Genomic DNA, 25,818 nt, shown 5'->3' with positions numbered 1-25,818 from the left:
AACTCCTGATGAGTGTGTTTAGTTTACCAAGTTAAAACCTCCTGTTTTTTCAGCACACATCATCCCTTTAGAATTATTTTTAGAGTAAAGTCACAATATAGTCAAATTTCTAGTTTTTTTTTAATCAAAAATAAACACAAAAGACAGAAGTAGCGTCTAAATGTTCTTGAATGTTTCAATTGCTTTAATACGAGTTTCTTTTAAATCAACAATTGGTTTTGGATAATTTAACTGAGTATTTGTTTTGGTCGAGTAGGGCTCATGAATGGCTTTATTGTCTAGATGAGCTAATTCTTCAACCCATTGACGAATATAATCTCCATTTGGATCAAATTTCTTTGATTGAGCAATAGGATTAAAAATTCTAAAGTAAGGTACAGCATCAGTTCCAGTAGAAGCGCACCATTGCCAGCCACCATTATTTGCTGCTAAATCACCATCGATTAAGTGCTCCATAAACCATTGTTCACCTGCTCGCCAATCGATGAGCAAGTTTTTACATAAAAACATGGCTGTAATCATGCGTACACGATTATGCATCCAGCCAGTTTTTAAAAGTTGACGCATACCCGCATCAATAATCGGTATACCTGTCTGGCCCGTTTGCCATGCAGCTAGGTGCTCTGGATTGTGACTCCACTTAATTTTTTGAGTATCTTTTTTAAACGGAATGTGTTTAGAAACATGGGGGAAATCAAATAAAATATGCTGATAAAATTCTCGCCAAAGTAACTCATCTAGCCAAGTCTGCTGACCTTCATTTGTCAAATGAAAGTTGCCATGTTCAGCCCTAAAAAGAGCTTGCAGGCACTGGCGGATAGACAAAATCCCAAGGTTTAAATAGGGAGAAAGTTGGCTAGTTCCTTTTACATTGGGAAAGTCACGTTTAGATTTATAATCAGATAGATGATCTTTAATAAATACGTCGAGTTGCTCTAGAGCAAAAACTTCTCCGGCTGGCCATAAGTCTTGTTGCTCTTTAGAAACAGAAGGCTCAAAAAAAGCTTCAATATCTTTTAGAGTTAAGCTGTTTATTTTTGAACAAGAGGTCGGGTAGGCATTTTGCTTTTCAGGAATCGGATAGCATTGAGGTAACCCACTGATATCCAATTTTGAATAACATGCTTTTTTGAATGCACCGAAAACCTGATAAGGCTGCTGTGACTGGTTGCGAATAGAGCGTAAAGGAAAAATCGTACGGTCATGAAATAAAAAAAGTTCTTTGCCTTGTTGATTTAAAAAATCTTGTACAGTTTTATCTCTTTTTAATTCATTAACGCCGGTCTCTATATTTGAATAGACGTTTTCAATATTAAGTTGAGTGCTAAGTTCACCAATATAATCAGCGATATCTTTCCAGTAAGGAATGACTTGGATAATAAGGGGAATATTAAGTTGTTCTAGTTCTTTTTTGAGTTGTTGAAGTTGACGTAGATAGAAATTAATTTTTATAGGTGCATCGTGATGCATTTTCCATTGTTCAGGCGATAAAATAATTAACCCAATACAAGGCCCTTGTTGAGAGGCATGCCATAAAGCAGCATGGTCTCGAACTCTCAAATCTTGACGAAACCAAATTAACTGATTTACGTTTGACATGAAAATTGGCCCTTTTAGAGTGAAGTGAGTTAAAGAATTATTATCAAAATATTATATAAAAATAAATACATAAAAAAAGCAAAGCCGAAGCTTTGCTCTTATCATCTTTAAAGATGAATTAGTGGTGATGACCACCAGCACCGTGTACGTGACCGTGATCTAATTCTTCTTGAGAAGCGTCACGGATTTCTACGATTTCAACTTCAAAAGTTAAATCTTGACCAGCAAGTGGGAAGTTAGCATCAACAACAACGTTGTCGCCTTCAACCGCTTTAACAGTAACGATCTGTACGCCGTCATCTGTTTGAGCTTGGAATTGCATGCCAGGTTGAATGTTCTCAACACCTTGGAACATTTGAGCTGGAACTTCTTGTACTAGGTCAGGGTTGTATTCGCCATAACCTTCAGCAGCTGGAACGTTAACAGTGAATTTTTCACCAACAGTTTTACCTGTTAATGCATTTTCTAAACCAGGAATGATATTGCCTGCACCGTGCAAATAGGCAAGTGGTTCACCTTGAGATTGATCAAGTGTTTCACCCTCAGCGTTTGTTAATTTGTAGTGGAATGAAACCACGTGGTTATTTGCAATAGCAGTCATGTTTTTGATCCATTCAATCAATTGAAGCGTACATCATAAAGTGAAAAATAAATTTTGTAGACTACAAAATCTTAATCTTTGGCACTTTTTCTGATGCGTTTTTATATAAATAGGGACGAACTTAAAAAATTCAACTTAATACAGCTTAATTTTTGGACGTACACGTCTTGTAAGTAAATCTTTCATTGTGAGTAGTCCAGCCTGAGTATATCCGTGAATCGTTGCTTGATGTAAACGATATAAAGAGACATACATTGTTTTTGCAATATAGCCTTGCACGCTGACATCCCCAAGTAATTCTCCAACGGCTTTATTACGACTTAAAGACACGAGAGAACCTTTGTCGTTAAACGTAAACATTGGCTGTGATCGACCATTTAGTCGAGCAGCCATAGCATCGACTAAGAAGCTGGCCTGTTGGCTTGCAACTTGAGCACGCGGGCCAAGTGGAGGATGTCTTGCATCAAGTTGGCAATGAGCACAGTCACCAAACGCAAATACATTTGGATCAGAATAAGTTTGCAACGTTGCATAGACCATCAGGCGGTTAATGTTATCGCGTTTAAAATCGGTAAAACTTTCTAATACCTTCGGTGCTTTTACGCCTGCGGCCCACACGGTAATATCACTTTTGAGTTGATTACCATTACTAAAGTAGATGCAATGTTTATCAATTTTTTCAACACGATGTTGAGTTAAAATTTCAACACCCATTTTTTTAAGTTGTCCTGCACTGTGTTCAGCAGTTTTATCATTTAAAGCAGGTAAGATACGTTCAGAAGCTTCAATCAGTGTGATTTTGACTTGGTTGGGATGAATCTTCTTTAAACCATATCGATAAAAGTTTTTAGTCGTTTCAATTAACTCAGCTGCAAGCTCTACACCTGTTGCTCCCGCACCAACAATTCCAATATTTAAAGTTCGCTGATTTGGTTGATTTTGAGCTTCAATATAAAGATGTAATAAATCTTGCTGGAAAATATCGGCTTGCTTTCTGCTATCAAGGAAATGGCAGTTTTCACGCACACCTGCTGTATTAAAGTCATTTGATACTGAGCCAAGCGCTAAAATAAGTGTGTCATAACTTAGCTCTTGCGAATGATTCTGTTGATCCTTAGACACTTGAGGGGGCATTAGTTCAATTAATTTTTTATCTTTATTAACCCCAACTAATGTTCCGAGCACAAATTCGTAATGATGTTTTTCTGAGTGCGCAAAATAGTTAGTTTGTTCTTCGTGGGGATTTAAAGAACCAGCAGCAATTTCATGAAGCAATGGTTTCCAAATATGGGTAAGGTTTTGGTCAACCAATGTAATCTTTGCTTTACGATTTTTCCCAAAAGTTTCACCGAGTTGTGTTGCCAGTTCTAAGCCGCCAGCACCACCACCAACAATTACAATATGATGTAAATTTTGGGCCATTTTTTCACCTAATTATTTTTCTATAAAAAAAGATGGCTAAATTATGCCATCTTTTATTTATAAAAATTATTGTGCGTCTGTGCACAATTTGATGTTTTTAGTGCGAATCTACTGGATAGAGTTTTGCAGCACTATGTTCACTTGATGAAAAAATAGAGAAGAGGCTAGAAAACCACATTGCGATTTTTTGGAAAATATTGGCTTCTTCAATATGTACGTTATCTTCGATTTGAAGACTACGGATAAGTTGATTATTTTGATAAATCGATACTGTTGCCAAACTTACGACTTTCATTAATGGCGCAGTTAATTGTTTTTCATTGAGTTCAATGTTTACATGGGTCTGAGTCGTTTCAAGTGGAGCAATCACCTTTAGCTGTTGATTGCTATCAAGTACTTGAACGCGTTGAGTCACATTATCAAAAGTATTTAGGTCAATTGGTGCTGAGTCTGCGTATAAAGATGTCGTTACAATTGTCGGTTGCTTTGTTTCAACCTTAAACATTTTTAAAGTCGACTTTACAACAGGTAGTTCAGCAATTAATTTCTGCTCAGGAATAATCACTTCATCACGTGTATAGGTATAAGCAAGATTCATTAATTTATCTGCAATCTCAGCGCGTTTTACAGCACTCGGTGTACCTAAAACAATGACTAATAAACGTCTTTGACTTAAGTCAGATGAGAATGAAGGACGTGAAGCTGTTAAAGCCAAGTTATAACCTGCTGCCTTGGTATATCCCGTTTTTAAGCCATCTACAGATGGATCATATTTCAAAGCAAGATTAGTCGCGTGGTGGAAACGTTGGTTATAGCTAAAGCTTGGCATTTTTGAATAATGTAAATATTCAGGGGTTTGTTTAATTAATGCCTGACTTAATAAGCTAAGGTCGTGTGCTGTAGTGAAATGGTCAGGCATTGTAATTCCAGCAGGATTACTAAAATGAGTATCTTTCATACCCAAAGCTTGAGCTTCCTGATTCATACGCTGCACGAAGCGTGGAACATCGCCAGAGATTTTTTCAGCTAAAGTCACGGCTGCATCATTAGCAGACATCACGATTAGACCTGCCAATAACTGATCAACTGAAATTTGTTCACCAGCTTTAAGATACATTTGTGATTCATCCCACTGCACAACACTAACCACTGGAGTTGCAGTAATGATTTCTTCTTTTTTCAGTTTTCCAGCTTTAATCTCTTTTAGGGCAATGTATGCAACCATCATTTTGGTTAAAGATGCTGGTGCGCGTTGAACATGGCTATTATGTTCAGCAATGATTTGACCCGATTGAGTATCTACAATAGTCCATGCAGCAGCTTCAACACTTTCAGGTGCAATATTGAGTAATGCAGCATTGGTTAGGGTAGTACAAAAAATACTAAAGAGGGTAAAAAGAGATAGAAAAAATTTCACGGATGACCTTAACTTCACTGGCAAATACGGGACACAGATGCACAGCATGCTATGCCTTTTTTTCATGGAAGGCTAGTGTGAATTGTTGCCAAAAAATACATCTACGCAAGACGATACAAAAAAGTGATAATCTAATGTGAAGCCGTTCTTATTTTTAAATTGAAGAATTTATGTTGCATTATCAAATTGAGTTCGATGATTACAAACAGCACCTTGTTCACGTGACAATTCGTTTTTTAGCCAACCCGAATCAGGAACTTTGGTTACCAACGTGGATTCCGGGTAGTTATCTAATTCGAGAGTTCTCAAAACATATTGAATCCGTTAAAGCTTATGATGAAGCTGGACGTCTGCTGGACATTAAAAAAACGAGCAAGAATCGCTGGCGTTTATTTAATACAGACCACGAATTAATGACGATTGAATATGATGTGTATGCATATGATTTGTCTGTCCGTGGTGCGTATATAGACCAGACTCGTCTATATATTAATCCTGCGTGTGTATGTTTGGCTTTAGAGGGGCAGGAGCAGTCTGCTTGTGAAGTCGAAGTTTTCTTGCCAGATGAATTAAAGCATTTTCAGTTAGCAACGGGCTTAGCTTCAAAAAGCTTAGTTAAAGGTCGATTTACTTTAAAAGCAGATCATTATGATCAACTGATCGATAGTCCATTTGAGTTGGCTGATCAAACACGCTTTAGTTTTGAGACGAACGGTATTGAACATGAGTTCGTAATTTCTGGTTCGCACAATACCAATATTGATCGCCTAAAAGCCGATATTGAAAAAATTTGTGCAGCTGAAATAAATATGTTCGGATCAGCACCATTTAAAAACTATACCTTTATGACCATGGCAACAGGGAATAGTTATGGCGGATTAGAGCATTGTAATAGCACAAGCTTGATTACACCGCGTGATGATTTGCCAAAGTCGAATGAACCCACTGAACCTTCTAAAGATTATCAACGCTTTTTAGGCTTATGTAGTCATGAATATTTTCATTCATGGTTAGTCAAGTTTATCCGCCCAGAAAACTTTGCAAACTATAATTTGCATCAAGAAGGCTACACGTCTTTATTGTGGATATTTGAAGGCTTTACTTCATATTACGATGACCTGATTTTATTACGTAGCGGTGTGATTTCTCAGAAGTCTTATCTTGATTTACTCAAAGCACAAATTGACCGTTATTTGCAAAACCCAGGCCGTTTTATTCAAACAGTTGCAGAGTCAAGTTTTGACGCGTGGATTAAATTTTATCGTCAAGATGAAAACTCGAATAATGCGGGTACCAGTTACTACAATAAAGGTTCGTTAGTTGCGTTATGTCTAGATTTAGGCTTACGTCTACGTGGTTCTAGTCTTGATGCTTTAATGCGTCGCTTATATGAAAACACTCAAAATGGTATGCAAGTAAATGAGCGAACCATTTTTGATTTATGTAAAGAACTGACGGGTGATAGTTGGATTGAACAAATTAATCATTTGATTAATACCACTGATGAATTGCCACTTGATCAACTGTTCCCTGAGTTTGGCTTAAGTTATAGAGTTAAAACTGACAAATCTTTGCCACTTGGTTTGAAACTTGTTGATAAGCCAGAAGGAGTACTCGTGCAAAGCGCTCGCCGTGATAGCGCAGCTGCTAAAGCAGGTATTTCTGCCAATGATGTAATTATTGCAATTGATGGTTTAAAAGCGACCACTAAACTTGTTGAGAAGTATGCAAAACAGGGCGGTACTTATACTGTGTTTGCTTTCCGTCGCGATGAGTTACTATCTTTTGAAGTTGAGTGTGCTACATCTGATTTAACTGAAGTTGAACTTATTATTGAAGATCAGGCTAAAACTGAAAAATGGTTAAAAGCTTAAATAACAGTTAAATAGTTTATAAAAAACCGATGTTTTGTACATCGGTTTTTTATTTTTAAGTGCTACTAAACGATGAGATTCGTTTTATCTTTGAGTTTGTTTTGAATGAAAAGTATAATAATTGTCAGAACTCTGAAAGATATCTCATGTAATTTAATCATATTCAGTCCATAAAAAAGTAATGATGAATGATGTATTACTTAAAGTTGGGTATAGGAATATTATCAATAGATTTAAATTATGTATTATTTCGCTGCGAAATGTCGTTATCACTGGATATTTCGTTGACTGGAAGACAATGAGAGCCGATACTCTCAGGGTTTTATTTAAGCATATCGGTTCGTAGGCACTGGGCCACAAGCTCGGTCCTCAACACTCAATCAAACGGAAGGGGCTATATATGGCTGGTGAAAAGTCAACTATTATTTACACACTGACTGATGAGGCGCCATTATTGGCGACCTATTCGCTACTGCCGATCATTGAGACCTTTACCAAGCCAGCTGGCATCGAGATTATTAAAAGTGACATCTCTGTAGCTGCACGTGTGCTCGCAGAATTCGCTGATTACCTAAGTGAAGAGCAAAAGGTATCCGACAACCTTGCAGAGCTAGGTCGTCTTACACAAGATCCAGATACAAACATTATCAAACTCCCGAACATTAGTGCGTCTGTTGCGCAATTAACTGCATGTATCAAAGAGCTTCAATCAAAAGGTTACGCAATTCCTGATTATCCGGAAAATCCAACGACTGAAGAAGAAAAATCAATCAAAGCTCGTTATGGTAAGTGCCTTGGCTCAGCAGTAAACCCTGTCCTTCGTGAAGGTAACTCTGACCGCCGTGCTCCAGCAGCAGTTAAAAACTATGCGAAAAAACACCCTCATTCAATGAGCGAGTGGAAACAGTGGTCACAAACTCATGTTTCACATATGGAAGAAGGTGACTTCTACCATGGTGAAAAATCAATGACACTTGATCGCGCGCGTAATGTGAAAATGGAACTTATCACGAATAGTGGTAAGAGCATTGTTCTTAAGCCAAAAGTTGCGCTTCAAGAAGGTGAAATCATTGATTCAATGTTCATGAGCAAGAAAGCACTTTGTGATTTCTATGAAAAAGAACTTGATGATTGTAAAGAAGCGGGAATTTTATTCTCTTTACACGTAAAAGCGACAATGATGAAAGTTTCACACCCGATCGTTTTCGGTCACTGTGTGAAAATCTACTATAAAGAAGCTTTCGAAAAACACGGTAAGTTGTTTGACGAATTAGGTATTAACGTAAATAACGGTATGGCTGGGTTATACGAGAAAATCGAAACTCTTCCAACCTCATTACGTGAAGAAATCATTGAAGATTTACATGCTTGCCAAGAACACCGTCCTGCACTTGCGATGGTTGACTCAGCAAAAGGCATCACTAACTTCCATTCACCTAACGACATCATCGTAGATGCTTCTATGCCTGCAATGATCCGTGCTGGTGGTAAAATGTGGGGTGCTGATGGTAAGCAATACGATGCTAAAGCAGTAATGCCAGAATCAACATTTGCCCGTATTTACCAAGAAATGATCAATTTCTGTAAATGGCATGGTAACTTTGATCCAAAAACAATGGGTACAGTACCAAACGTTGGTTTGATGGCTCAAAAAGCTGAAGAATACGGTTCTCACGACAAGACTTTTGAAATTCCTGAAGCAGGTATTGCAAACATTACTGATCTTGACACTGGTGAAGTGTTATTGACTCAAAATGTTGAAGAAGGCGATATCTGGCGTATGTGTCAGGTGAAAGACGCTCCGATTCGTGACTGGGTAAAACTTGCAGTAACTCGTGCACGTAACTCAGGCATGCCTGCGATCTTCTGGCTTGACCCATACCGTCCACACGAAAATGAATTGATCAAGAAAGTACAGAAGTATTTAAAAGATCACGATACGACTGGTCTTGATATCCAGATCATGTCTCAAGTACGTGCAATGCGTTACACACTTGAGCGTGTAGTTCGTGGCCTCGATACAATTTCTGTGACTGGTAACATCTTACGTGACTACTTAACTGACTTGTTCCCAATTATGGAACTTGGTACTTCTGCAAAAATGTTGTCTATCGTTCCGCTTATGGCGGGCGGTGGTATGTACGAAACTGGTGCTGGTGGTTCAGCGCCTAAACACGTACAACAACTTGTTGAAGAAAACCATTTACGTTGGGATTCACTTGGTGAGTTCCTTGCGCTTGCAGTATCTTTAGAAGAGATGGGCATTAAAGAAAATAATGCTCGTGCTAAGTTACTTGCGAAGACACTTGATGAAGCGACTGGTAAATTGCTTGACAATGACAAGTCTCCATCACGTCGTACTGGTGAAATCGACAACCGTGGCAGCCACTTCTACTTGTCACTTTACTGGGCTGAAGCGCTTGCTGCTCAGAACGAAGATGCTGAATTGAAAGCTAAATTTGCTCCTCTTGCTAAAGCTTTAGCTGAAAATGAAGAGAAGATTGTTGCTGAACTTGCTCAAGTACAAGGTAAACCAGCGGACATCGGTGGTTACTACGCAATTGACCCAACTAAAGTAAATGCTGTAATGCGTCCAAGTGCTACATTTAATGCAGCTCTTGCAACAGTTGAGGCTTAATTACTAACTCGTTAGTAATTAGCTTAAGAGCCGGTGCATATGCACCGGTTTTTTATTGCCTAAAATAAAAGACATTAAAAAAGCCCACCTAAGTGAGCCTTTAAAAGATTAAATCTTATCGACTATTGCGGCCACGACCACGTGGTGCTTTGGTATTTGGACGAGTTGTACCATTAGTCTTACGACGTGGTTTCTCGCTTTCATCCATTTGCCAAATACGTTTTGTACCAGACTTTTTCGCAGAACCATCTTTGTTTTTGCGAACAATTGGTTTGCCACCCGTACCGCCTGGCTTTTTCACATATGAACGTGATCGATAAGGTTGTTCAGCTGGCACATCTTTAAAGTCAGGGTAAAGTAATGGTTCAATTTCTTTTACATCACCCGGTTTTAAGCCAAGTTGAACTAAATCGATTGAGCCAATTTTAGTACGAATTAAACGTAAAGTTGGAAAACCTACCGCAGAAGTCATACGACGAACTTGGCGGTTACGGCCCTCACAAATTGAAATCTCGATCCAAGATGTTGGAATATTTGCACGGTAACGTACGGGTGGATTGCGTTCCCATAACCATTCAGGTTCACTGACTTTAATGGCTTTTGCAGGAAGCGTCATACCATCATTCAGTTCTACACCTTTACGAAGTTGCTCAAGCGCTTCTTCGGTTACATCGCCATCAACTTGAACTAAATACGTTTTGTATTTTTTATTTGCAGGGTTGGTAATGAACTGATTCAGACCACCATGATCGGTTAAAAAAACTAAACCCTCAGAGTCCATATCGAGACGGCCTGCCAAGCGCAAAGTCGGGTCATCAACAAAGTCAGAGACGGTCATGTGCGCTTCGTCTTTACGAAACTGGGAGAGAACGTCATAAGGCTTGTTGAGAATCACAATTTTCATAAAAAATGGCTTCTTCTTTCAAATAACTAGAGAAAACATTGAGCTATATTTAAGTGCGAAATTTGCTTATTTCCCACATAAATCTCAAAAAGAATTAAATTCGATTAAGCTATTATGCGTTAATAAAAGTTGAAAGTATTGTTTATCGATAATTATTTTTAGTTAATTAAGTATTATAAAAGGGAGAATTTACATAATGGGTTATCAGAAGATCGTGGTTCCTGCCGACGGCGACAAAATCAAAGTAAATGCAGACCTATCACTGAACGTACCAAATCATCCAATTATTCCTTTCATTGAGGGTGATGGTATTGGTGTGGATATTACACCAACAATGAAAGTAGTCGTAGACGCTGCTATTTTAAAAGCATACGGTGGCAAACGCTCGATCGAATGGATGGAAGTGTATTGCGGCGAAAAAGCCAATAAAATTTATGGCAACTATATGCCCGAAGAAACTTTCGAAGCACTTCGCGAGTTCGTTGTATCAATCAAAGGTCCTTTAACCACACCAGTTGGTGGAGGCATTCGTTCACTCAACGTTGCTTTGCGCCAAGAACTAGATCTATATGTTTGCGTACGCCCAGTGCGTTGGTTTGAAGGTGTTCCTTCACCAGTTCAACACCCAGAATTAACTGACATGGTCATTTTCCGTGAGAATTCGGAAGATATTTATGCAGGGATTGAATGGAAAGCCGATTCTGAAGAGGCAAAAAAAGTCATTAAGTTCCTTCAAGAAGAAATGGGTGTCACAAAAATCCGTTTCCCTGAAGGATGTGGTATTGGAATTAAACCTGTTTCAAAAGAAGGAACACAACGTTTAGTCCGTAAAGCCATTCAGTTTGCAATCGAAAATGATAAGCCTTCTGTGACGCTGGTTCACAAGGGTAATATCATGAAGTATACCGAAGGGGCATTTAAAGAATGGGGCTATGAATTGGCTCTGGATCGTTTCGGTGGAGAGCTAATTGATGGTGGCCCATGGGTTAAAATTAAAAACCCAAGAACTGGTAAAGATATCATTATCAAAGATGTGATTGCAGATGCCTTTTTACAACAGATCCTCATGCGTCCAGCCGATTACTCCGTTATTGCTACTCTAAATTTAAACGGTGATTATATTTCTGATGCTTTAGCAGCAGAAGTAGGCGGCATTGGTATTGCACCTGGTGCAAATATTGGTGGTGCAATTGCAGTTTATGAAGCAACTCATGGCACTGCGCCTAAATATGCTGGTCAAGATAAAGTAAACCCTGGTTCTATTATTCTTTCTGCAGAAATGATGCTACGTGATATGGGGTGGACAGAGGCTGCTGATCTGATCATTAAAGGAATTTCTGGAGCAATTGCAGCCAAAACCGTAACTTACGATTTTGAGCGCCTAATGCCGGGTGCAACCTTGTTACGTTGTTCTGAATTTGGTGATGCAATTATCAAACATATGGGAGATTAAATAAATTTCCCTTAAAAAAGCCCTCAACTGAGGGCTTTTTTTATTGCATAAATTCGGGATGTTTCGGAGTTTTAATAAAGCCGATTTTCTTTTGATAACTCTGGTCTAGGGTCTGAATAACAAGAACAAAGGCAATTAAAAATAGCGGGAAGAACAGAGATTTCATGATTTGGTTTCTCCGAGGGTTGAGATGAAAGAAGGGTGTAGGGGAGTTAAAAGGCAAACTGCAAAGAGTAGAACGGTTCCACTCAAAAGAAAGAGATGTGCATAAGACCAATTCAAATGATGCAAAGTACTAATGACAACCCCACCTAAAAGCTGAGTGCTAGCAAAGCCAATGGTGGCAAAGCTCCAAAGCTTTTGATAATGTTGCTCATAAATCTGTAGCAGACTATAAGAACTAATAAATACGGTTGCGGGGGTTAGTAAGCCTGTCAAAAGCGAAGATAAGGCCAGTAAAGATGCGGTATGTGAAAGGAAAGGCAAAACAACGGCTAAGCAGTAAATGCCATATAACCATTTAATGGCCTGTAGATATCCGATTAGTCGGCTTAAGCAATAAGCGACAAGTGCACCAATGCAGCTTCCCACTCCATAGAGAACCCAAAATAAATTCCTTTGCTGTAAGGGAAAATGCAGAGTTCCGGATAAATAGTCCATCCAAAATAAAGAGTGTGGAATATAGGCAAAGGCACTACACATATAGGCAATAATAATGACAAGGCCTAAACGTGATTTTTGTGAGGCTTGTAGAGAGGTCGATTGTGGTTTAATAATCTGGGCAGTATTAGGACTTGATAATCGATAAAGAGTTAAGCTTCCTAATAGCGAAAGACCAGCAAAAATATACCAAACATAATAAATAGGCATATTTTGAAGTAGGGGAATAATAATGGTGGCGGATAACACCCCCACACCAATTCCGCTAAATCCTAAGAAATTAACTTTTAATCTTTGCGTGGTGGGAATGTATTTCATCGCAAAGCTAGGCGCCAAAATCATAAGTAAGCCGCCAGCAATACCTGAAATCGTACGCCAAAAAATGAACCACACCAAAGGTATATCCATGAATGAACAGCCGAGTAGGCTGAGGCTGCCAGCTATAGCCGACAAGACAATCATGGGTGGGATGTACTTTTCCTTAATACTCAATAGGGCGAATAAAGCACCAATGAGATATCCCAATAAATTTGCGCTGCCTAAGTAACTGGCAAAATCATGGGTCCAATGGTATTGCTCGATCATGATGGGCATGAGCGCGGTATAGGAAAACCTAAAAACACCAATTCCCAAAAAAGTTGCCAAAAAGACAATTAAGCTCATTCGATAAAACGTAGACATGAGAGGACGCTCAATTTTTTTATTATTAAAAGCGAGTTTTTAAATCTTTAAAAATGATTTAATATGATAGTTGTTATCTTATTTTGAGATAGTAGTATGTTGCTTAAGTCTCTAGAGTTTTTTTTAGCAGTTGCAGAGAGTGGAAGTTTTTCATTGGCTGCACAAAAAATGTATACGGTTCAATCGAATATCACGAGCCATATAAAAAAACTTGAAGAAGAGTTAGAGGTTATTTTATTCAATCGTAATAACCCCGTGACTTTAACGAATGCTGGACAACAGTTACATAGCTATGCTGTTCAAATGATTGCATTGCACGATAAAGCTAAGAAGATCTTTCAAGAAGGTGATATTGATCCGAATGAATCCATTCGTTTGGGCAGTATGGAAACGACAGCAGCAATACGTCTACCTCAATTACTCAATCAATGTATGAGGCAGTATCCTACTTTGCCTATTGAACTTCAAACTCATCCGACCCGTTATTTATTAAATGCAATACATCAGGGGGAGTTAGACTGTGCTTTTGTGGCATCGAAACATTCGATTCCTGAGTTATATAGTTTTCCTGTATGGCATGAAGAGCTGGTTTTGGTTTGTCCTAAGCAACAACAGGGTTTCCCAGACAAGGCGACTCTTGCAAAGACCAGATTTATTGCATTTCGGCAGGGGTGTTCATATCGACATGCAATTGAGTTGTTTTTAAATGATCACAGTGTTCCGCCTTCACAAATTATGGAAATGGGCAGTCTTGACGGGATTGTAAGCTGTGTCGAATTAGGGGTGGGTTTTGCTTTATTACCGAAATCATATCTCACAAAAGTTGCAGATAAAGTTTCAGTCAATTGTTTTGGACTTAATACTGAATCCGCTCATTTTACTACTTACTTGGTTGCCCAGTCTCCTGAAACATGGGGAACCAATTTAAAGCAGTTTATTCATTTTATTGAGCAACAATTTCAATTAAAGGTTGCTTAGGTTGTGATTGATTTTCATACGTAAATATCTAACTTAATTTATAAATTAAAAGTGATATATATGTATGAAAAAGTCATTTTATATTCTCACAGAGGTTTGTAATCATCTTGATGCTATAAAATTGTTGAAAAGGGTAGTTTATATAGGCCGGCTATGGTCAAATATGCCCCCTTGAAAGATGACACAAGCAATAATTTGGAGTTTGGGAATGAATATACCCTTAATCATCAATATTGTGGTTTTTGTCGGGTTAATATTTTTACTCGCCCAAACACGTAAAACGGACTGGAGCTTATCGAAAAAAGTTCTGGCTGGCTTAGTTCTAGGTGTGGTGTTTGGTTTAGGACTACATTTGATTTATGGCGGTGGCCATCCGATTCTTGCTGAATCTATTAGCTGGTTTAATATCGTTGGAAACGGCTATGTAAAACTTTTACAAATGGTTGTGATGCCTTTGGTATTTGTGTCTATTTTGGGAGCGGTGGCAAAATTACACCAAGCATCTTCTTTAGGCAAAATCAGTTTTTATACGATCGGTACTTTACTCTTTACAACGCTGATTGCTGCACTGGTAGGGGTATTTGTTACCAATCTGTTTGGCTTAACGGCAAAAGGTTTGGTGCAAGGTGCTGCTGAAACTGCACGTTTAACTGCGATTAATACAGATTATGTAGGTAAAGTTACCGATTTAAGTGTACCGCAGTTTATTCTTTCCTTTATTCCAAGTAACCCATTTGCTGAATTAACTGGTGCAAACCCAACTTCAATTATTAGCGTGGTTATTTTCGCCGTCTTTTTAGGTATAGCAGCGCTTAACCTAATGAAGGACGACGCAGAAAAAGGTCAACGTATTCTGACTGCGATTCAGACGTTGCAGTCATGGGTAATGAAACTCGTTCGTCTCGTGATGACACTTACGCCGTATGGTGTATTTGCGCTTATGACCAAAGTTGTGGCTAGTTCAAATGTCGCAGATATCTTAAATCTAGGCGGTTTCTTGGTGGCGTCTTATTTAGGCTTGGTGATTATGTTTATCGTACATGCCATTATTTTGATGATGACGGGTGTTTCTCCTCTTAAATTCTTTAAGAAAGTTGCTCCAGTTTTAACGTTCGCATTTACTAGTCGTTCAAGTGCTGCCAGTATTCCATTGAGCATTGAAACACAAACTCGTCGTTTAGGTGTGCCTGAATCTATTGCAAGTTTCTCTGCTTCTTTTGGGGCGACTATTGGTCAAAATGGTTGTGCAGGTTTATATCCGGCAATGCTCGCGGTGATGGTTGCACCTACTATGGGTATTAACACCTTAGATCCAATGTGGATTGCATCGTTAGTTGGTATTGTGACTTTAAGTTCAATTGGGGTTGCCGGAGTAGGTGGTGGTGCGACTTTTGCTGCGCTGATTGTTCTTCCTGCAATGGGTTTACCTGTAACTTTGGTTGCGCTTCTTATTTCAATTGAACCCCTCATTGATATGGGACGTACTGCATTAAACGTAAATGGTTCAATGACTGCGGGTGTAGTGACGAGTCAATTCATGGGCCAGACTGATAAAGAAATATTAAACAGTGAAGATGAAATTGAATTAACTCAACATCATTAAAGATCAGTAAAAAAAACGGCTCTCTATTCTGGATGAGCCGTTTTTTATATGCATAAATTATTACTGTGATGTTAATTTTAAAAAAACTGTATCTGTTTTTCTTTTAAATAATTTTCGAAAATGAGCCTATTACAAAAGAGAGCACTATCATGAAAATGTATCAAGTCGATGCTTTTACAAAAGAGTTATTTCGTGGAAATCCAGCCGCTGTCGTTGTTGAAAAAGAGTGGTTAGATGTAGATTTAATGCAGAAGATAGCACTTGAAAACAACTTATCTGAAACTGCTTTTGTAAAAATTATAGACTCTGAAAACTATGAAATCCGTTGGTTCACTCCAACGATCGAAGTTGATTTCTGTGGGCATGCCACACTTGCCAGTGCTTTTGTATTATTTAAAGATTTTACCGAGAAAAAGACTCTTAATTTTCATGTCCGAAATTTAGGGCTTTTTATCGTTCACCAAGATGAAGACGGTAAAATCAGAATGGATTTTCCAATTCGCAAAGCTCATCAAGTTGAAGATTATCCAGCTCTTTTACGTCAAGCATTAACAAAACCCTTTAAAGCGGTTTATCAAAATGTTCAAGCCTACATTGTTGAGTATGAATCAGTGCAAGACGTGTTAGATGAGCAGCCTGACATGAACTTACTTAAAGCCTTAGGTAAACGGACTGCGATTACCACTGCAGGGATGGATGTTGCAATCACCTCAAAAGCCGATCAACAATATGATTGTGTATCGCGTTATTTTGCACCTGTCGCGGGCATTGAGGAAGATCCAGTTACGGGTTCAATTCATACGGCAATAGCACCATTATGGGCAGAGAAACTCGATAAAAATAATATTATGGCTTATCAGGCTTCTAGCCGTGGAGGCGTTTTATATTGCAATATCCTGAATCAGGAACGTATTGAAGTTTCAGGGTATGGGAAGCTTTATATGCAAGCTGAAATTTTTCCTTAAAATATAAGGCCGTTTAAATAAACGGCTTTTTTTTCAAAACTTTACTATGAAAGTCAGCTTAAATTTCCTACTATAGTCCCACAACTATTGATTTTTTATTATTCAAATTAATTGGTATTTATATGTTTATGCAGTTTAAACAACTGACACTCTCCCTATGTATTCTTGGTTTAAGTGCTGCGTCTTGGGCACAAACTACACTAGTAAAAAGTAAGCAAAATATTGAGGAATATAAATTAGATAATGGTTTTCGGATTGTACTTGCGCCGAATGACAAAGAAAATAAAATCTTTATTAATACCATTTATTTAACAGGCTCATTAAATGACCCGCAAGGTAAAAGTGGCTTAGCTCATTTGCTTGAGCACTTGGCTTTTAAGGGGACACAAAATGTTAAAGGGGAAGAATTCCAGCGTCGTTTAGATCAATATACATTGATGACAAACGCTAGTACCGATTATTACTCGACCAAATATACCAATATTGTTCGTCCAGAAAAAACTGCGCTTGATCAGGTGCTGTATCTTGAATCTGAACGTATGGATAAATTAGTTCTTCAAGAAAAATTTGTTCCTTCTGAAATTGAAATCGTAAAACGCGAACGTGAGGTCCGTATGGATCAGCCTTTTGCTGTGCTGATGGATCAAATGTGGAAGTCAGCTTATGGTAACCAATATTTAGGTCGTTTACCGATTGGCGATTTACCTGAGCTTAAATCGATTAAAATGCCTGAATTAAACCAGTTCTATCGTAGCTGGTATGCACCTAATAATGCAGTCATGGTGATTTCAGGTAAGTTCGATAAGACAGATGTCTTAAAAACAATAGATCAATATTTTAGCCCAATCGCGGCAAGAGCTGTTCCTAAGCCTGTACAGATTCCTGTGCTCGACTCTACAAAAATAAAAAATCGTCAGTTTATGGTGAAAAAGGGGAGCGATCTCGCTAAATTCCATATCTATATGAATGGTAAAAATACCAAAATTCAGCCCACGCTCGCTTTAGCGCCTTTGTTATATACAATGCAGCCAAGTGGTCACTTATACCAGAACATGGTTGAAACAGGTATTACCACAAATGTTGATGCGAGTACTTGGCTAGATCAAGATTTTAATGTGGTCTTTCTTGGTGCCATTTATTCACCTAGTAATGACCCAAAAAAAGTTGAAAGCTCTTTGTTAGCGGGCATTGAAAAAGGGAAGCCTTTTACTGAGGTTGAATTAAATCGTGTTAAAAGTTTAATGAAAACTCAAGGTGACTTAATCACTAAAGATGCGGTAGCACTTGGGTCACGGTTAAGTGATTACACCGTCGCTGGCGGGCAATGGGATCAATATTTTAAAGATTTGGATTCAGTAGAAAAAGTTAAGCTAGATGAAGTGAATCAAACTTTAAAGCAGTTCCTTGTGGCTGAGCATCGTATTGATGGCGACATTTTGCCAACCCCCGAAGACCAGAAAAAAGCTCAACAGCAAAATTCAAAAGAGTCGCCTAAAACTCTAGATCAGGTCGAAGCAAAGGCTGAGCCTTTAAAAGATCCGAAAGTATATCAACAAGAAGTTGCTGAGTTTTTAAAAACTTCAAAGCAATATGTTGAAAGCAATGAGAAAAAGATTATTCGTGGAAAACTAAAAAATGGAATGAAGTATGCTTTATTCCCAGTTGAAACACGTGATGATCGGACTTATGCAACGATTACGATGGACTTCGGAACAGAAAAATCTTTATTTAATAAAGGTACGGTAGTTGATTTAACGTCATACTTATTGCTTCGTGGTTCTGATAAATACAGTTTGCAAGATATTGCTGATAAATCAATTGATGCAGGCGGTGCGGCTTATGCAAGTGCTGATGGCAATGGCATGACCATTAATATTCAGTCTAAATCAGAAAAATTTGATGAGTTTTTCAAGTTTGTTCTTGATGTGATGAAAAATCCGAAATTTGAACAATCTCAATTTGATTTAATTAAATCGCAAAGCTTATCAAGCCTTGATCGCCCTTATACTGAGCCAGATGTAGTGGCTGGCTTAACACTTTCACGGTTGCTTGAAGAATATCAACCAGGTGATTTGCGTTATCACTTTGAACCTGAACTGGCAAAACAGCAGTTGAAAAATGCAACTCAAGAACAGGTGAAAGAGTTATATGAGCGTTTCTTTGCAATGAACCATGCTCAAATTGCCATTACAGGTGAATTTGATGCGAAAAAGATGCAGAAATTACTGAATCAGGAATTTGGTCGTTGGAACGGTAAGCAACCATATCAAAAAATCTTGATTGATCACGTTGATTTTCCAGCACAGCAAGTTCATGTTTTGTCTGAGCAGCGCGAATTTGGTAGCTACCAAAGTGTGCTTTCAATTCCAGTTGGGAAAAACCATCCAGATGCATCTGCTCTCATTTTAATGAATTATATTTTAGGGGAATCTCAAATTTCATCACGTTTAGCTCAAGAGCTTCGTGAGAAAAATGCGTTGGTGTATGGTTTTGGAAGTGGGCTGCAACTTGACCGTGACACGAATGTAGGGGCTTTGAGTATTAGTGCAAATTATACTTCGGGTCGCTCAGCACAAGTGTCTGCATCAATACATAAAGTGTTAAATGATTTGGTTAAAAACGGTGTAACTGAGCAAGAGCTTGAAGCTGCTAAAGCAGATATCATGAAGAAACGAGTTACGGCACTAGAAGATGAGCGTAATATTCATGGCATGTTAAATCTACAGCTTGAAACAAACAAAACATTGCAAGACCGAATTCGTCATGATCAAGAGTTAACTAAATTGACTGTTGCTGACATTAATAGAGTAATTAAGAAGTATATTAAACCTGAACATTTAGTCGAAGTGATGGCTGATCAATATGGTCAGGCAGCAAAAAAATAAAGTCTTCTCGTAAATAAAAAGCCACTGAAAAGTGGCTTTTTATTTAGGTCTTTAAATCATATTAATGATCATGTTTGTGCGCGTGAAAATCTTCATTTTTACGGAAACGTAAATAATTTTCGAATTGTTCACAATACTCATCGAAGTTATCTTCAAGCATCATCTGAAACTGCTGAAGAAGGTAAGACATGACCTGATCTTTCGCATCACGCATTTCATTACCATCTTTAAAGTTATTTGCTGCTACCCACGTATTGAAACGGGCAGTGGCAAATAACATTGCAGCACTCACTTGACCACGTAGCTCAGCTGGATCTACTTTTTTATCTTTTGGCGGGCGACAAAAATCATTAGCTTGTTTAATAAATTCATCCGCACGCTCAAAGAAAACAGCATTTAATGCTTCTTCTTCAGTAATATCTGTTGCATTAATCTTTTGAGACATGACTTATTCCCGCAAAAATAGAGCTGCTTATTATAGGCAAACGCTTGCGGAAACAAAACCTTTGACTTAGTCTGTAAATAGCCTAAGTATTGGTAGGAGAAACTAATATGCAAGATGCAATTGCTATTCAAAGTTTAAAGACAGATATTGCTTTATTACGCCAGCATGTTTTCCCACCTCAATATTTAGAGCATGTCGAAGGATTGCCCATTTATTATGGCTTGCAAGAAGAAGTCGAAAACTACTACCGTCAATGGCAGGGGCTAATTGAAAGGGCGCAAGAGCTTTTTCAGCCATTTATGGAAGATGAATTACCAGATGCGATTCATTTGCCAAGTCATTTAAATTTACCGCTATTCTTTTTTCACGTAGACCGAATTCGGATTAATAAAACACGCGCAAAAGAATCTAAAACTTTTCGCGGTGTTGCGAGTCTTATTGAAAAATGCGGGCAGTTCGAAACTGATCAGATTTTTACGATGCAAGAATGGTTGCAAAGTGATGATACCGCGGCTCTGGTTGCTCACCGTGAATTCATCGATTTAAGAACCTATGTATTCCAGCATGGACAAAGCGAATATACACGTTCACGCTTTTATACTAATGGGATTGTGCTAGGGATTGAGCCGCATTTTAAACTGGTCGATGCTCGTGATAAGCCAAGAAAACAACGCAGCGATAGCTATAGTGATCCCTTAGCAGATAACGGCGTATGGAAAGTATTTGGTAAATACCGATAAAAAGTCGCTGCTTGTTTACAGCGACTTTTTATAAATTACCAGAAAGTTTCAACCTCACTAAAAGCCTGTAAAGCTTTTGCTGAGCGCTTTTGTAATTGTGGCTGTTTGGCTTTGACCCAGCCTAGAGCAAACCAGAAAGACGGATCTTGTTCAACCACATTGTTAAAAATACCTTCTGCAATAAACAAATCGTTATATTGACCTAGGGTATTTTGCACAGGTTGTAGCTGTTTTAAATATTGCTGTACTTTTTTATTTGGATAAAGGCTCGAAATAAACTCAACACAATAACGTAACTGTTTAGCTTGCTTTCTTATTTTGTGCTGTTCATTCACTTCAAGCTCAGAGAAGTGTTCAGCATTATTAATCACTTGATGATGTAACTTATCTAAACTCTTTTTAATGTGTTTTTTTAATCCACCTGTTTTGCTGTCTGAATCTTCTTCTGAATAAGCAAATGCTAATAAATCGAGTAATAGCTTAATCGTGTCCGCAGAGGTAAAGATTGTTGAGAGTTCTTTTGAGGGCTGAGCTGAAACTGGTAGTAAAAGTTCAGGTGATCCATGTTGTTGAATAATAGGTAACACTTCGGTGCGAATCGCATCTTCATCACGAGTGTCTCCAAGTTTACGGAAAAGCTCGGCAATTTGTTCTTCCCAAACAGGATTTAGCTCGCTTGACCAACCTGCAAAATGCTTAAGGGCACTACGTAAACGACGTAAGCTGACACGTGCCTGATGGATATGCTCAGCTTTGGCAACTCCATCGGCAATGACAGCCATATTTGGTAAGAATTGCCCTAAACAGTTTTCGACAATCTTTTTTAGAGCCTGTTCAGCAGTAATATCTTTATTTAATGTCAGACTTTTAGCATGAACAGCAGGTGAGGCGGCTTGTCCTAATGCTAATAAGTTGCCACGTTCGGCTTTGCTTCTTACATCAAGCCAAAGTGCGTAACGATTAATCCATTGCTGCGCAAACTGAATGAGCGTTTTCACAGCCCCTTGTTTGAGTTCAAATTCGACTTCACAAATTACACTTTGTGCATCCGCTGTTTTTACGACCCCATCATCTAAGCAAACTTCAATCGCTGTATTATCTGCTTCAAACACATGGTAGGTGCGCTGTACATCAGTCTCAAACTGCAAACTTAATTTTTCGGCTTCTGTTCCTAAAGCCGTATTAATTAAATCAGTTACCACTTTATTATCTTGATATAACTCAAGGTTTAAGTCAGGTTCTTGGTCACACACACCTAAATGAATTTCTTCTTCAACACGGTGGAGATGGCTTTGACCTGCGGCTTTAAATGTTTGTACCCATTGATCATCTTCTTTACGTAAACGTAAGGCCATACCGTTTTTTGCAAGCAGTCGATCAGGAGTATCGTAATACTTTGCCTGTAAGTGAATATTCTTTGCTTTGTGTTTTTTTAAGTATTGCTGGACAGTTTTTTTCTTCGATTCAGGTAACTGAAACTTTAGTTCGACTTCGACCATAATATATCTCCCTGAATCAGGTATTTAGACTATCTTGAATAAGTATAATAGCTTAGCTCTAAAAATAATGGTTTTGATAGAGAAAGTTACAATCAAACATATGACGCTACACTTTTATTTAGGTGTACAATCAGGTGACGTTTTGATCAAATAAAAATCAGGAAGATGATCGTGAATGCACCAGTGAACTTTAGCCATGAAGCTCAGCCAGAGTTTGAATTGCCGATTAAAAATTATCAGGAATTTTATCGTTTTTATTTAACTGAACACCGTAACATCATGAGCAGACGTTTGCATGTGGTGGGTAGCAGTATTGGCATATACTTTTTTTCAAAAGCAATTCGTAAGAAACAAGCAAAATATGCACTCTATGGTTTAGTGTCTGGCTATGCGTGTGCATGGATTGGACATTTTATGTTTGAAAAAAATAAGCCTGCCAGTTTTAAACAACCTTTCTATAGCTTTATTTCTGATTGGCGAATGTTGTCTGATGTTGCACGTGGCCGTTTGAGTTTGGTTGATCGTAAACACGACAAAATTCCGAGTTAATTTTTACTTTCTCTTTTAAATATACCGATTGGTACTGGTAAGCCTATATCAATCGGTACTTATGATGGCCTATAAATCCGTTATACTAGCGAAGTTTTTAAAAGCGAGAGTAGAGTATGCGCGGTTTATACCTCATTACCAACGATGACCCAATCCAACTATTATTAGAAAAACTAGATGCCGCACTCGCAACTCATCAGGTCGCAATTTTACAGTACCGCCGTAAGAAAATAGACAAAGCAGAGCAACCCGCAGAAGTCGAACAAATCAAATTATTGTGTGAAAAATATCAAGTTCCTTTTGTCATTAATGATGACCTAAAACTGGCCGCTCAGTTTGGTTTAGGTGTGCATTTAGGGCAAAGTGATGGCGAAATTACTGATGCAAAATCGCAATTACCAGAAGGCGTCATTATTGGCCGTACTTGCCTGAACTCATTAGAACTTGCACAAAAAGCAATTACAGATGGCGCGACTTATATTGCATTTGGTGCGGTCTATGCGACCTCTACAAAACCTGAAGCAGGTAATGTGGGGATCGAAGTGATTAAGCAAGCAGCAGCCCAATATGATGTACCAATTTGTGCGATTGGTGGTTTAACTGTTGAAAACTCACAACCAGTGATTGAAGCTGGGGCTGACCTGTGTGCAGTCATTAGTGATATATTAGGCCGATCAACTGCTGAAATTCCTGCCCGTGTACAGGCCTGGGCACAATTATTTTCTTAAGCTTTCAAAATTATTTTTTAGATATTTAAGACGAGCATTTCCATGAGTTTATCTCCAAAGCAAGAACAGTTATTTAAACAAGCCAGCAAACACATTCCAGGTGGTGTGAACTCTCCGGTACGTGCCTTTAATGGCGTTGGAGGAACACCGGTTTTCATCGAGAAAGCAAAAGGTGCTTATTTATGGGATGTGGATGGTAAGCGTTATGTTGATTATGTTGGTTCTTGGGGACCAATGATTTTAGGTCATGCTCATCCAGAGATTATTAAGGCTGTACAAACAGCAGCAGAAGACGGCTTAAGTTTTGGCGCACCAACCGTACACGAAACAACATTGGCAGATATTATCTGTGAAATCATGCCATCAATTGAATTGGTACGTATGACCAACTCAGGTACAGAAGCAACCATGACGGCTATTCGTTTAGCGCGTGGTTATACTGGCCGTGACAAAATCGTGAAATTTGAAGGTTGTTACCACGGCCACTCAGACTCACTTTTAGTAAAAGCAGGTTCGGGCTTACTTACTTTAGGTGAAGGTGAACCTACTTCAAAGGGTGTTCCAGTTGATTTTGCTAAACATACTTTAACGCTGCCGTATAATGATATTGCTGCATTAAAAGAATGCTTTGCTAAGTTCGGCCATGAAATTGCGGGTGTTATTATTGAACCAGTCGCGGGTAACATGAATATGGTGAAACCAATCGACGGTTTCTTACAAGCCATTCGTGATATTTGTGATGAATATAAATCTGTATTCATTATTGATGAAGTGATGACAGGCTTCCGTGTTGCTTTAGGCGGTGCGCAATCAGTTTATAACGTTAAACCTGATTTAACGACTTTAGGTAAAATTATTGGTGCAGGTCTGCCTGTTGGTGCATTTGGTGGTAAGCGTGAAATCATGGAATGCATTGCACCTTTAGGTGGTGTATACCAAGCAGGTACATTATCTGGTAACCCACTTGCTATGCGTGCTGGTATTGAAATGTTTAAACATTTACGCCAACCTGACTTTTACAGCAAATTATCTGCTCAACTTGAAAAGTTACTTGCAGGCTTACAAGCTGCAGCTGATGAAGCGGGTATTCCATTTAAGACTCAGCAAGCTGGCGCAATGTTCGGTCTTTACTTTACCGACCAAGAAGACATTACAAGCTTTGACTCTATGTTGGCATGTGATATTGAAGCTTTCAAAAAGTTCTTCCATGGCATGTTAAAACGTGGGGTCAACTTGGCACCTTCAGCATTTGAAGCAGGCTTTATTTCATCTGCACATTCTGATGAAGATATTGAATTTACGATTCAGGCTGCAAAAGAAACATTCGCTGAAATGAAGTAAGCAAAAAAGCCCGTGTTAAATGGGCTTTTTAATTTGAGCTATTTTTATATTTGTAGAGAACAATGTTTTATCCCTTACCTCGAAAAATCCAATTAGCTGCAAGTACTTCAAATTGGTCAATTGAGTCAGCGCAAAGTATTTTGCTCATGGTTGGGCTCAATGAGCTTAAACTACGACCAGATTGGTCTGAGCAACCATTGGCGAACCATTTGGAATTGTTGATTAAGCGCGCTCAATCACTCGAAATTCCAATTATTTTTATTGAGACATCTCAGCTTCAACAAACCATGTTGGAGCTTGGTCAGCGTTTGTCATCAAATACTAAAGCCCAAGTTATGATGGCAGGTGATTTGTCGCCTCTGTTTAAACAAGTCATGCAGCTTGTTTTATCGATTACAGATCAGGTCAGTGTTGTAAATGATGCGATCTTGGCGGCTAATCTAGAGCAGCATATCCAATGGGTTGAAAAGATCAGTTTTGACCATATAAAACATTTAAATACGCAGAGCTTAATGCGGTTATGGTCTTTAAGTGCGCCGTCCTCTTATATCTTGTCAGATAAAGGAATCTTATTGGCAATTGCTGAACAGGTGGGGCGACATCCTATGGAGATCCATCCTGAAATTGATTTAAGAAACTACGGACTAGATCAGTCTGCTGTGAATTATCTGGTCGATCTATGGCGTGCAAATGGTGCGAGCTTAAGTGCTGAAGAGATAATGCAAGCACCGACATTGCAACATATTATGCAGTTATTGAAGCCTTGACTGACTATAGACCTCAAGTGATCCATAATATTTGCAAATTCTGCTGTTAATTTACCCGAACGGCATTGT

The 25,818-nt window shown here is 38.5% G+C and carries 21 protein-coding genes; 12 read left to right on the top strand and 9 right to left on the bottom strand.

Features of this window, described 5'->3' with window-relative positions:
* Window positions 1-156 precede the first annotated feature (156 nt).
* The 4 genes from RFW85_RS04415 to RFW85_RS04400 all read right to left on the bottom strand — a co-directional run bounded on the left by RFW85_RS04415 (window position 157) and on the right by RFW85_RS04400 (window position 5,039).
* The gene (locus tag RFW85_RS04415) at window positions 157-1,599 is read right to left on the bottom strand and encodes a deoxyribodipyrimidine photo-lyase (RefSeq protein WP_170249479.1); all 1,443 of its coding nucleotides are present in this window, start codon (window positions 1,597-1,599) and stop codon (window positions 157-159) included.
* A 118-nt stretch (window positions 1,600-1,717) separates the two neighbouring features.
* The gene (locus RFW85_RS04410; protein WP_002118581.1) at window positions 1,718-2,200 is read right to left on the bottom strand and encodes a peptidylprolyl isomerase; all 483 of its coding nucleotides are present in this window, start codon (window positions 2,198-2,200) and stop codon (window positions 1,718-1,720) included.
* A 135-nt stretch (window positions 2,201-2,335) separates the two neighbouring features.
* A complete protein-coding gene (locus RFW85_RS04405) occupies window positions 2,336-3,622 on the bottom strand; it encodes an NAD(P)/FAD-dependent oxidoreductase (RefSeq protein ID WP_170249478.1) in 1,287 nt (428 codons plus the stop codon).
* A gap of 97 nt (window positions 3,623-3,719) precedes the next feature.
* A complete protein-coding gene (locus RFW85_RS04400; RefSeq protein WP_170249477.1) occupies window positions 3,720-5,039 on the bottom strand; it encodes a D-alanyl-D-alanine carboxypeptidase PBP6B in 1,320 nt (439 codons plus the stop codon).
* Between the two features lie 170 nt (window positions 5,040-5,209).
* Between RFW85_RS04400 and RFW85_RS04395 the strand changes: the two genes are divergently transcribed.
* Together RFW85_RS04395 and RFW85_RS04390 are read left to right on the top strand one after the other, a co-directional pair.
* Window positions 5,210-6,913 (top strand): M61 family metallopeptidase, encoded by a 1,704-nt coding sequence (locus RFW85_RS04395; protein WP_170249476.1) that lies wholly within the window; start codon window positions 5,210-5,212, stop codon window positions 6,911-6,913.
* A gap of 400 nt (window positions 6,914-7,313) precedes the next feature.
* The gene (locus tag RFW85_RS04390; RefSeq protein ID WP_170249475.1) at window positions 7,314-9,551 is read left to right on the top strand and encodes an NADP-dependent isocitrate dehydrogenase; all 2,238 of its coding nucleotides are present in this window, start codon (window positions 7,314-7,316) and stop codon (window positions 9,549-9,551) included.
* A gap of 115 nt (window positions 9,552-9,666) precedes the next feature.
* Here the strand turns inward: RFW85_RS04390 and RFW85_RS04385 are convergent, their stop codons facing one another.
* Window positions 9,667-10,455, bottom strand: a complete 789-nt coding sequence (locus tag RFW85_RS04385; protein WP_170249474.1) for an rRNA large subunit pseudouridine synthase E — start codon at window positions 10,453-10,455, stop codon at window positions 9,667-9,669.
* A 196-nt stretch (window positions 10,456-10,651) separates the two neighbouring features.
* Between RFW85_RS04385 and icd the strand changes: the two genes are divergently transcribed.
* Window positions 10,652-11,908, top strand: a complete 1,257-nt coding sequence (icd, locus tag RFW85_RS04380) for an NADP-dependent isocitrate dehydrogenase (protein ID WP_170249473.1) — start codon at window positions 10,652-10,654, stop codon at window positions 11,906-11,908.
* A gap of 40 nt (window positions 11,909-11,948) precedes the next feature.
* Here icd and RFW85_RS04375 read toward each other — a convergent pair whose 3' ends face one another.
* On the bottom strand, window positions 11,949-12,074 hold the full coding sequence (locus RFW85_RS04375; RefSeq protein ID WP_170249472.1) for a hypothetical protein: 126 nt from the start codon (window positions 12,072-12,074) through the stop codon (window positions 11,949-11,951).
* Window positions 12,071-13,249, bottom strand: a complete 1,179-nt coding sequence (locus tag RFW85_RS04370) for a YbfB/YjiJ family MFS transporter (protein ID WP_216076582.1) — start codon at window positions 13,247-13,249, stop codon at window positions 12,071-12,073. The genes RFW85_RS04375 and RFW85_RS04370 overlap by 4 nt, the downstream gene beginning before the upstream one ends.
* A 96-nt stretch (window positions 13,250-13,345) precedes the next feature.
* Between RFW85_RS04370 and RFW85_RS04365 the strand changes: the two genes are divergently transcribed.
* From RFW85_RS04365 to RFW85_RS04350, 4 genes are all read left to right on the top strand, one after another.
* Complete coding sequence (locus RFW85_RS04365) at window positions 13,346-14,227, top strand: LysR family transcriptional regulator (protein ID WP_170249471.1); 882 nt, start codon at window positions 13,346-13,348, stop codon at window positions 14,225-14,227.
* Window positions 14,228-14,435: 208 nt separating this feature from the next.
* Window positions 14,436-15,830, top strand: coding sequence for an L-cystine transporter (locus tag RFW85_RS04360; RefSeq protein WP_170249470.1), 1,395 nt, complete (start codon window positions 14,436-14,438; stop codon window positions 15,828-15,830).
* A gap of 149 nt (window positions 15,831-15,979) precedes the next feature.
* Window positions 15,980-16,795, top strand: coding sequence for a PhzF family phenazine biosynthesis protein (locus RFW85_RS04355; protein WP_170249469.1), 816 nt, complete (start codon window positions 15,980-15,982; stop codon window positions 16,793-16,795).
* A gap of 122 nt (window positions 16,796-16,917) precedes the next feature.
* A complete protein-coding gene (locus RFW85_RS04350) occupies window positions 16,918-19,680 on the top strand; it encodes a pitrilysin family protein (protein WP_170249468.1) in 2,763 nt (920 codons plus the stop codon).
* 61 nt (window positions 19,681-19,741) lie between these two features.
* On the opposite strand, the gene RFW85_RS04345 is transcribed toward RFW85_RS04350, so the two are convergent.
* Window positions 19,742-20,125 (bottom strand): DUF3144 domain-containing protein, encoded by a 384-nt coding sequence (locus tag RFW85_RS04345; protein WP_002118682.1) that lies wholly within the window; start codon window positions 20,123-20,125, stop codon window positions 19,742-19,744.
* 107 nt (window positions 20,126-20,232) lie between these two features.
* Here RFW85_RS04345 and RFW85_RS04340 point away from each other — a divergent pair, with 107 nt between their 5' ends.
* Complete coding sequence (locus RFW85_RS04340) at window positions 20,233-20,865, top strand: hypothetical protein (RefSeq protein ID WP_170249467.1); 633 nt, start codon at window positions 20,233-20,235, stop codon at window positions 20,863-20,865.
* Between the two features lie 35 nt (window positions 20,866-20,900).
* On the opposite strand, the gene RFW85_RS04335 is transcribed toward RFW85_RS04340, so the two are convergent.
* The gene (locus tag RFW85_RS04335; RefSeq protein ID WP_170249466.1) at window positions 20,901-22,364 is read right to left on the bottom strand and encodes a CYTH and CHAD domain-containing protein; all 1,464 of its coding nucleotides are present in this window, start codon (window positions 22,362-22,364) and stop codon (window positions 20,901-20,903) included.
* Between the two features lie 165 nt (window positions 22,365-22,529).
* Here RFW85_RS04335 and RFW85_RS04320 point away from each other — a divergent pair, with 165 nt between their 5' ends.
* The 4 genes from RFW85_RS04320 (at window position 22,530) to RFW85_RS04305 (ending at window position 25,749) form a co-directional block, all read left to right on the top strand.
* Entirely contained in the window at window positions 22,530-22,913 is a 384-nt protein-coding gene (locus RFW85_RS04320) for a DUF962 domain-containing protein (protein ID WP_080947611.1), read from the top strand.
* Window positions 22,914-23,029: 116 nt separating this feature from the next.
* Window positions 23,030-23,641 (top strand): thiamine phosphate synthase, encoded by a 612-nt coding sequence (gene thiE / locus RFW85_RS04315; protein ID WP_309171169.1) that lies wholly within the window; start codon window positions 23,030-23,032, stop codon window positions 23,639-23,641.
* A gap of 42 nt (window positions 23,642-23,683) precedes the next feature.
* Window positions 23,684-24,982 carry a glutamate-1-semialdehyde 2,1-aminomutase gene (hemL, locus tag RFW85_RS04310; RefSeq protein ID WP_016146072.1) on the top strand — a complete coding sequence of 433 codons (1,299 nt, stop codon included), beginning with the start codon at window positions 23,684-23,686 and terminating at the stop codon, window positions 24,980-24,982.
* Window positions 24,983-25,044: 62 nt separating this feature from the next.
* Complete coding sequence (locus RFW85_RS04305) at window positions 25,045-25,749, top strand: acyl carrier protein (RefSeq protein WP_170249464.1); 705 nt, start codon at window positions 25,045-25,047, stop codon at window positions 25,747-25,749.
* The last annotated feature ends 69 nt before the right edge of the window (window positions 25,750-25,818 follow it).

It is taken from the genome of Acinetobacter sp. 12966 (assembly GCF_031196995.1).
Classification (GTDB): domain Bacteria; phylum Pseudomonadota; class Gammaproteobacteria; order Pseudomonadales; family Moraxellaceae; genus Acinetobacter; species Acinetobacter geminorum.
The sequence above is the reverse complement of the archived record's forward strand: the minus strand, read 5'-3'. Positions and strand labels throughout refer to the sequence as shown.

Bases quoted from the DNA above. Each gene is read 5' to 3' on its own strand.
- RFW85_RS04360 (WP_170249470.1), top strand. From the start codon at position 14,436: ATGAATATACCCTTAATCATCAATATTGTGGTTTTTGTCGGGTTAATA.
- RFW85_RS04340 (WP_170249467.1), top strand. From the start codon at position 20,233: ATGCAAGATGCAATTGCTATTCAAAGTTTAAAGACAGATATTGCTTTA.
- RFW85_RS04305 (WP_170249464.1), top strand. From the start codon at position 25,045: ATGTTTTATCCCTTACCTCGAAAAATCCAATTAGCTGCAAGTACTTCA.
- icd (WP_170249473.1), top strand. From the start codon at position 10,652: ATGGGTTATCAGAAGATCGTGGTTCCTGCCGACGGCGACAAAATCAAA.
- RFW85_RS04375 (WP_170249472.1), bottom strand. From the start codon at position 12,074: ATGAAATCTCTGTTCTTCCCGCTATTTTTAATTGCCTTTGTTCTTGTT.
- RFW85_RS04410 (WP_002118581.1), bottom strand. From the start codon at position 2,200: ATGACTGCTATTGCAAATAACCACGTGGTTTCATTCCACTACAAATTA.
- hemL (WP_016146072.1), top strand. From the start codon at position 23,684: ATGAGTTTATCTCCAAAGCAAGAACAGTTATTTAAACAAGCCAGCAAA.
- RFW85_RS04405 (WP_170249478.1), bottom strand. From the start codon at position 3,622: ATGGCCCAAAATTTACATCATATTGTAATTGTTGGTGGTGGTGCTGGC.
- RFW85_RS04395 (WP_170249476.1), top strand. From the start codon at position 5,210: ATGTTGCATTATCAAATTGAGTTCGATGATTACAAACAGCACCTTGTT.
- RFW85_RS04350 (WP_170249468.1), top strand. From the start codon at position 16,918: ATGTTTATGCAGTTTAAACAACTGACACTCTCCCTATGTATTCTTGGT.
- RFW85_RS04355 (WP_170249469.1), top strand. From the start codon at position 15,980: ATGAAAATGTATCAAGTCGATGCTTTTACAAAAGAGTTATTTCGTGGA.
- RFW85_RS04320 (WP_080947611.1), top strand. From the start codon at position 22,530: ATGATCGTGAATGCACCAGTGAACTTTAGCCATGAAGCTCAGCCAGAG.
- RFW85_RS04370 (WP_216076582.1), bottom strand. From the start codon at position 13,249: ATGTCTACGTTTTATCGAATGAGCTTAATTGTCTTTTTGGCAACTTTT.
- RFW85_RS04415 (WP_170249479.1), bottom strand. From the start codon at position 1,599: ATGTCAAACGTAAATCAGTTAATTTGGTTTCGTCAAGATTTGAGAGTT.
- RFW85_RS04390 (WP_170249475.1), top strand. From the start codon at position 7,314: ATGGCTGGTGAAAAGTCAACTATTATTTACACACTGACTGATGAGGCG.
- RFW85_RS04365 (WP_170249471.1), top strand. From the start codon at position 13,346: ATGTTGCTTAAGTCTCTAGAGTTTTTTTTAGCAGTTGCAGAGAGTGGA.
- RFW85_RS04335 (WP_170249466.1), bottom strand. From the start codon at position 22,364: ATGGTCGAAGTCGAACTAAAGTTTCAGTTACCTGAATCGAAGAAAAAA.
- RFW85_RS04345 (WP_002118682.1), bottom strand. From the start codon at position 20,125: ATGTCTCAAAAGATTAATGCAACAGATATTACTGAAGAAGAAGCATTA.
- thiE (WP_309171169.1), top strand. From the start codon at position 23,030: ATGCGCGGTTTATACCTCATTACCAACGATGACCCAATCCAACTATTA.
- RFW85_RS04385 (WP_170249474.1), bottom strand. From the start codon at position 10,455: ATGAAAATTGTGATTCTCAACAAGCCTTATGACGTTCTCTCCCAGTTT.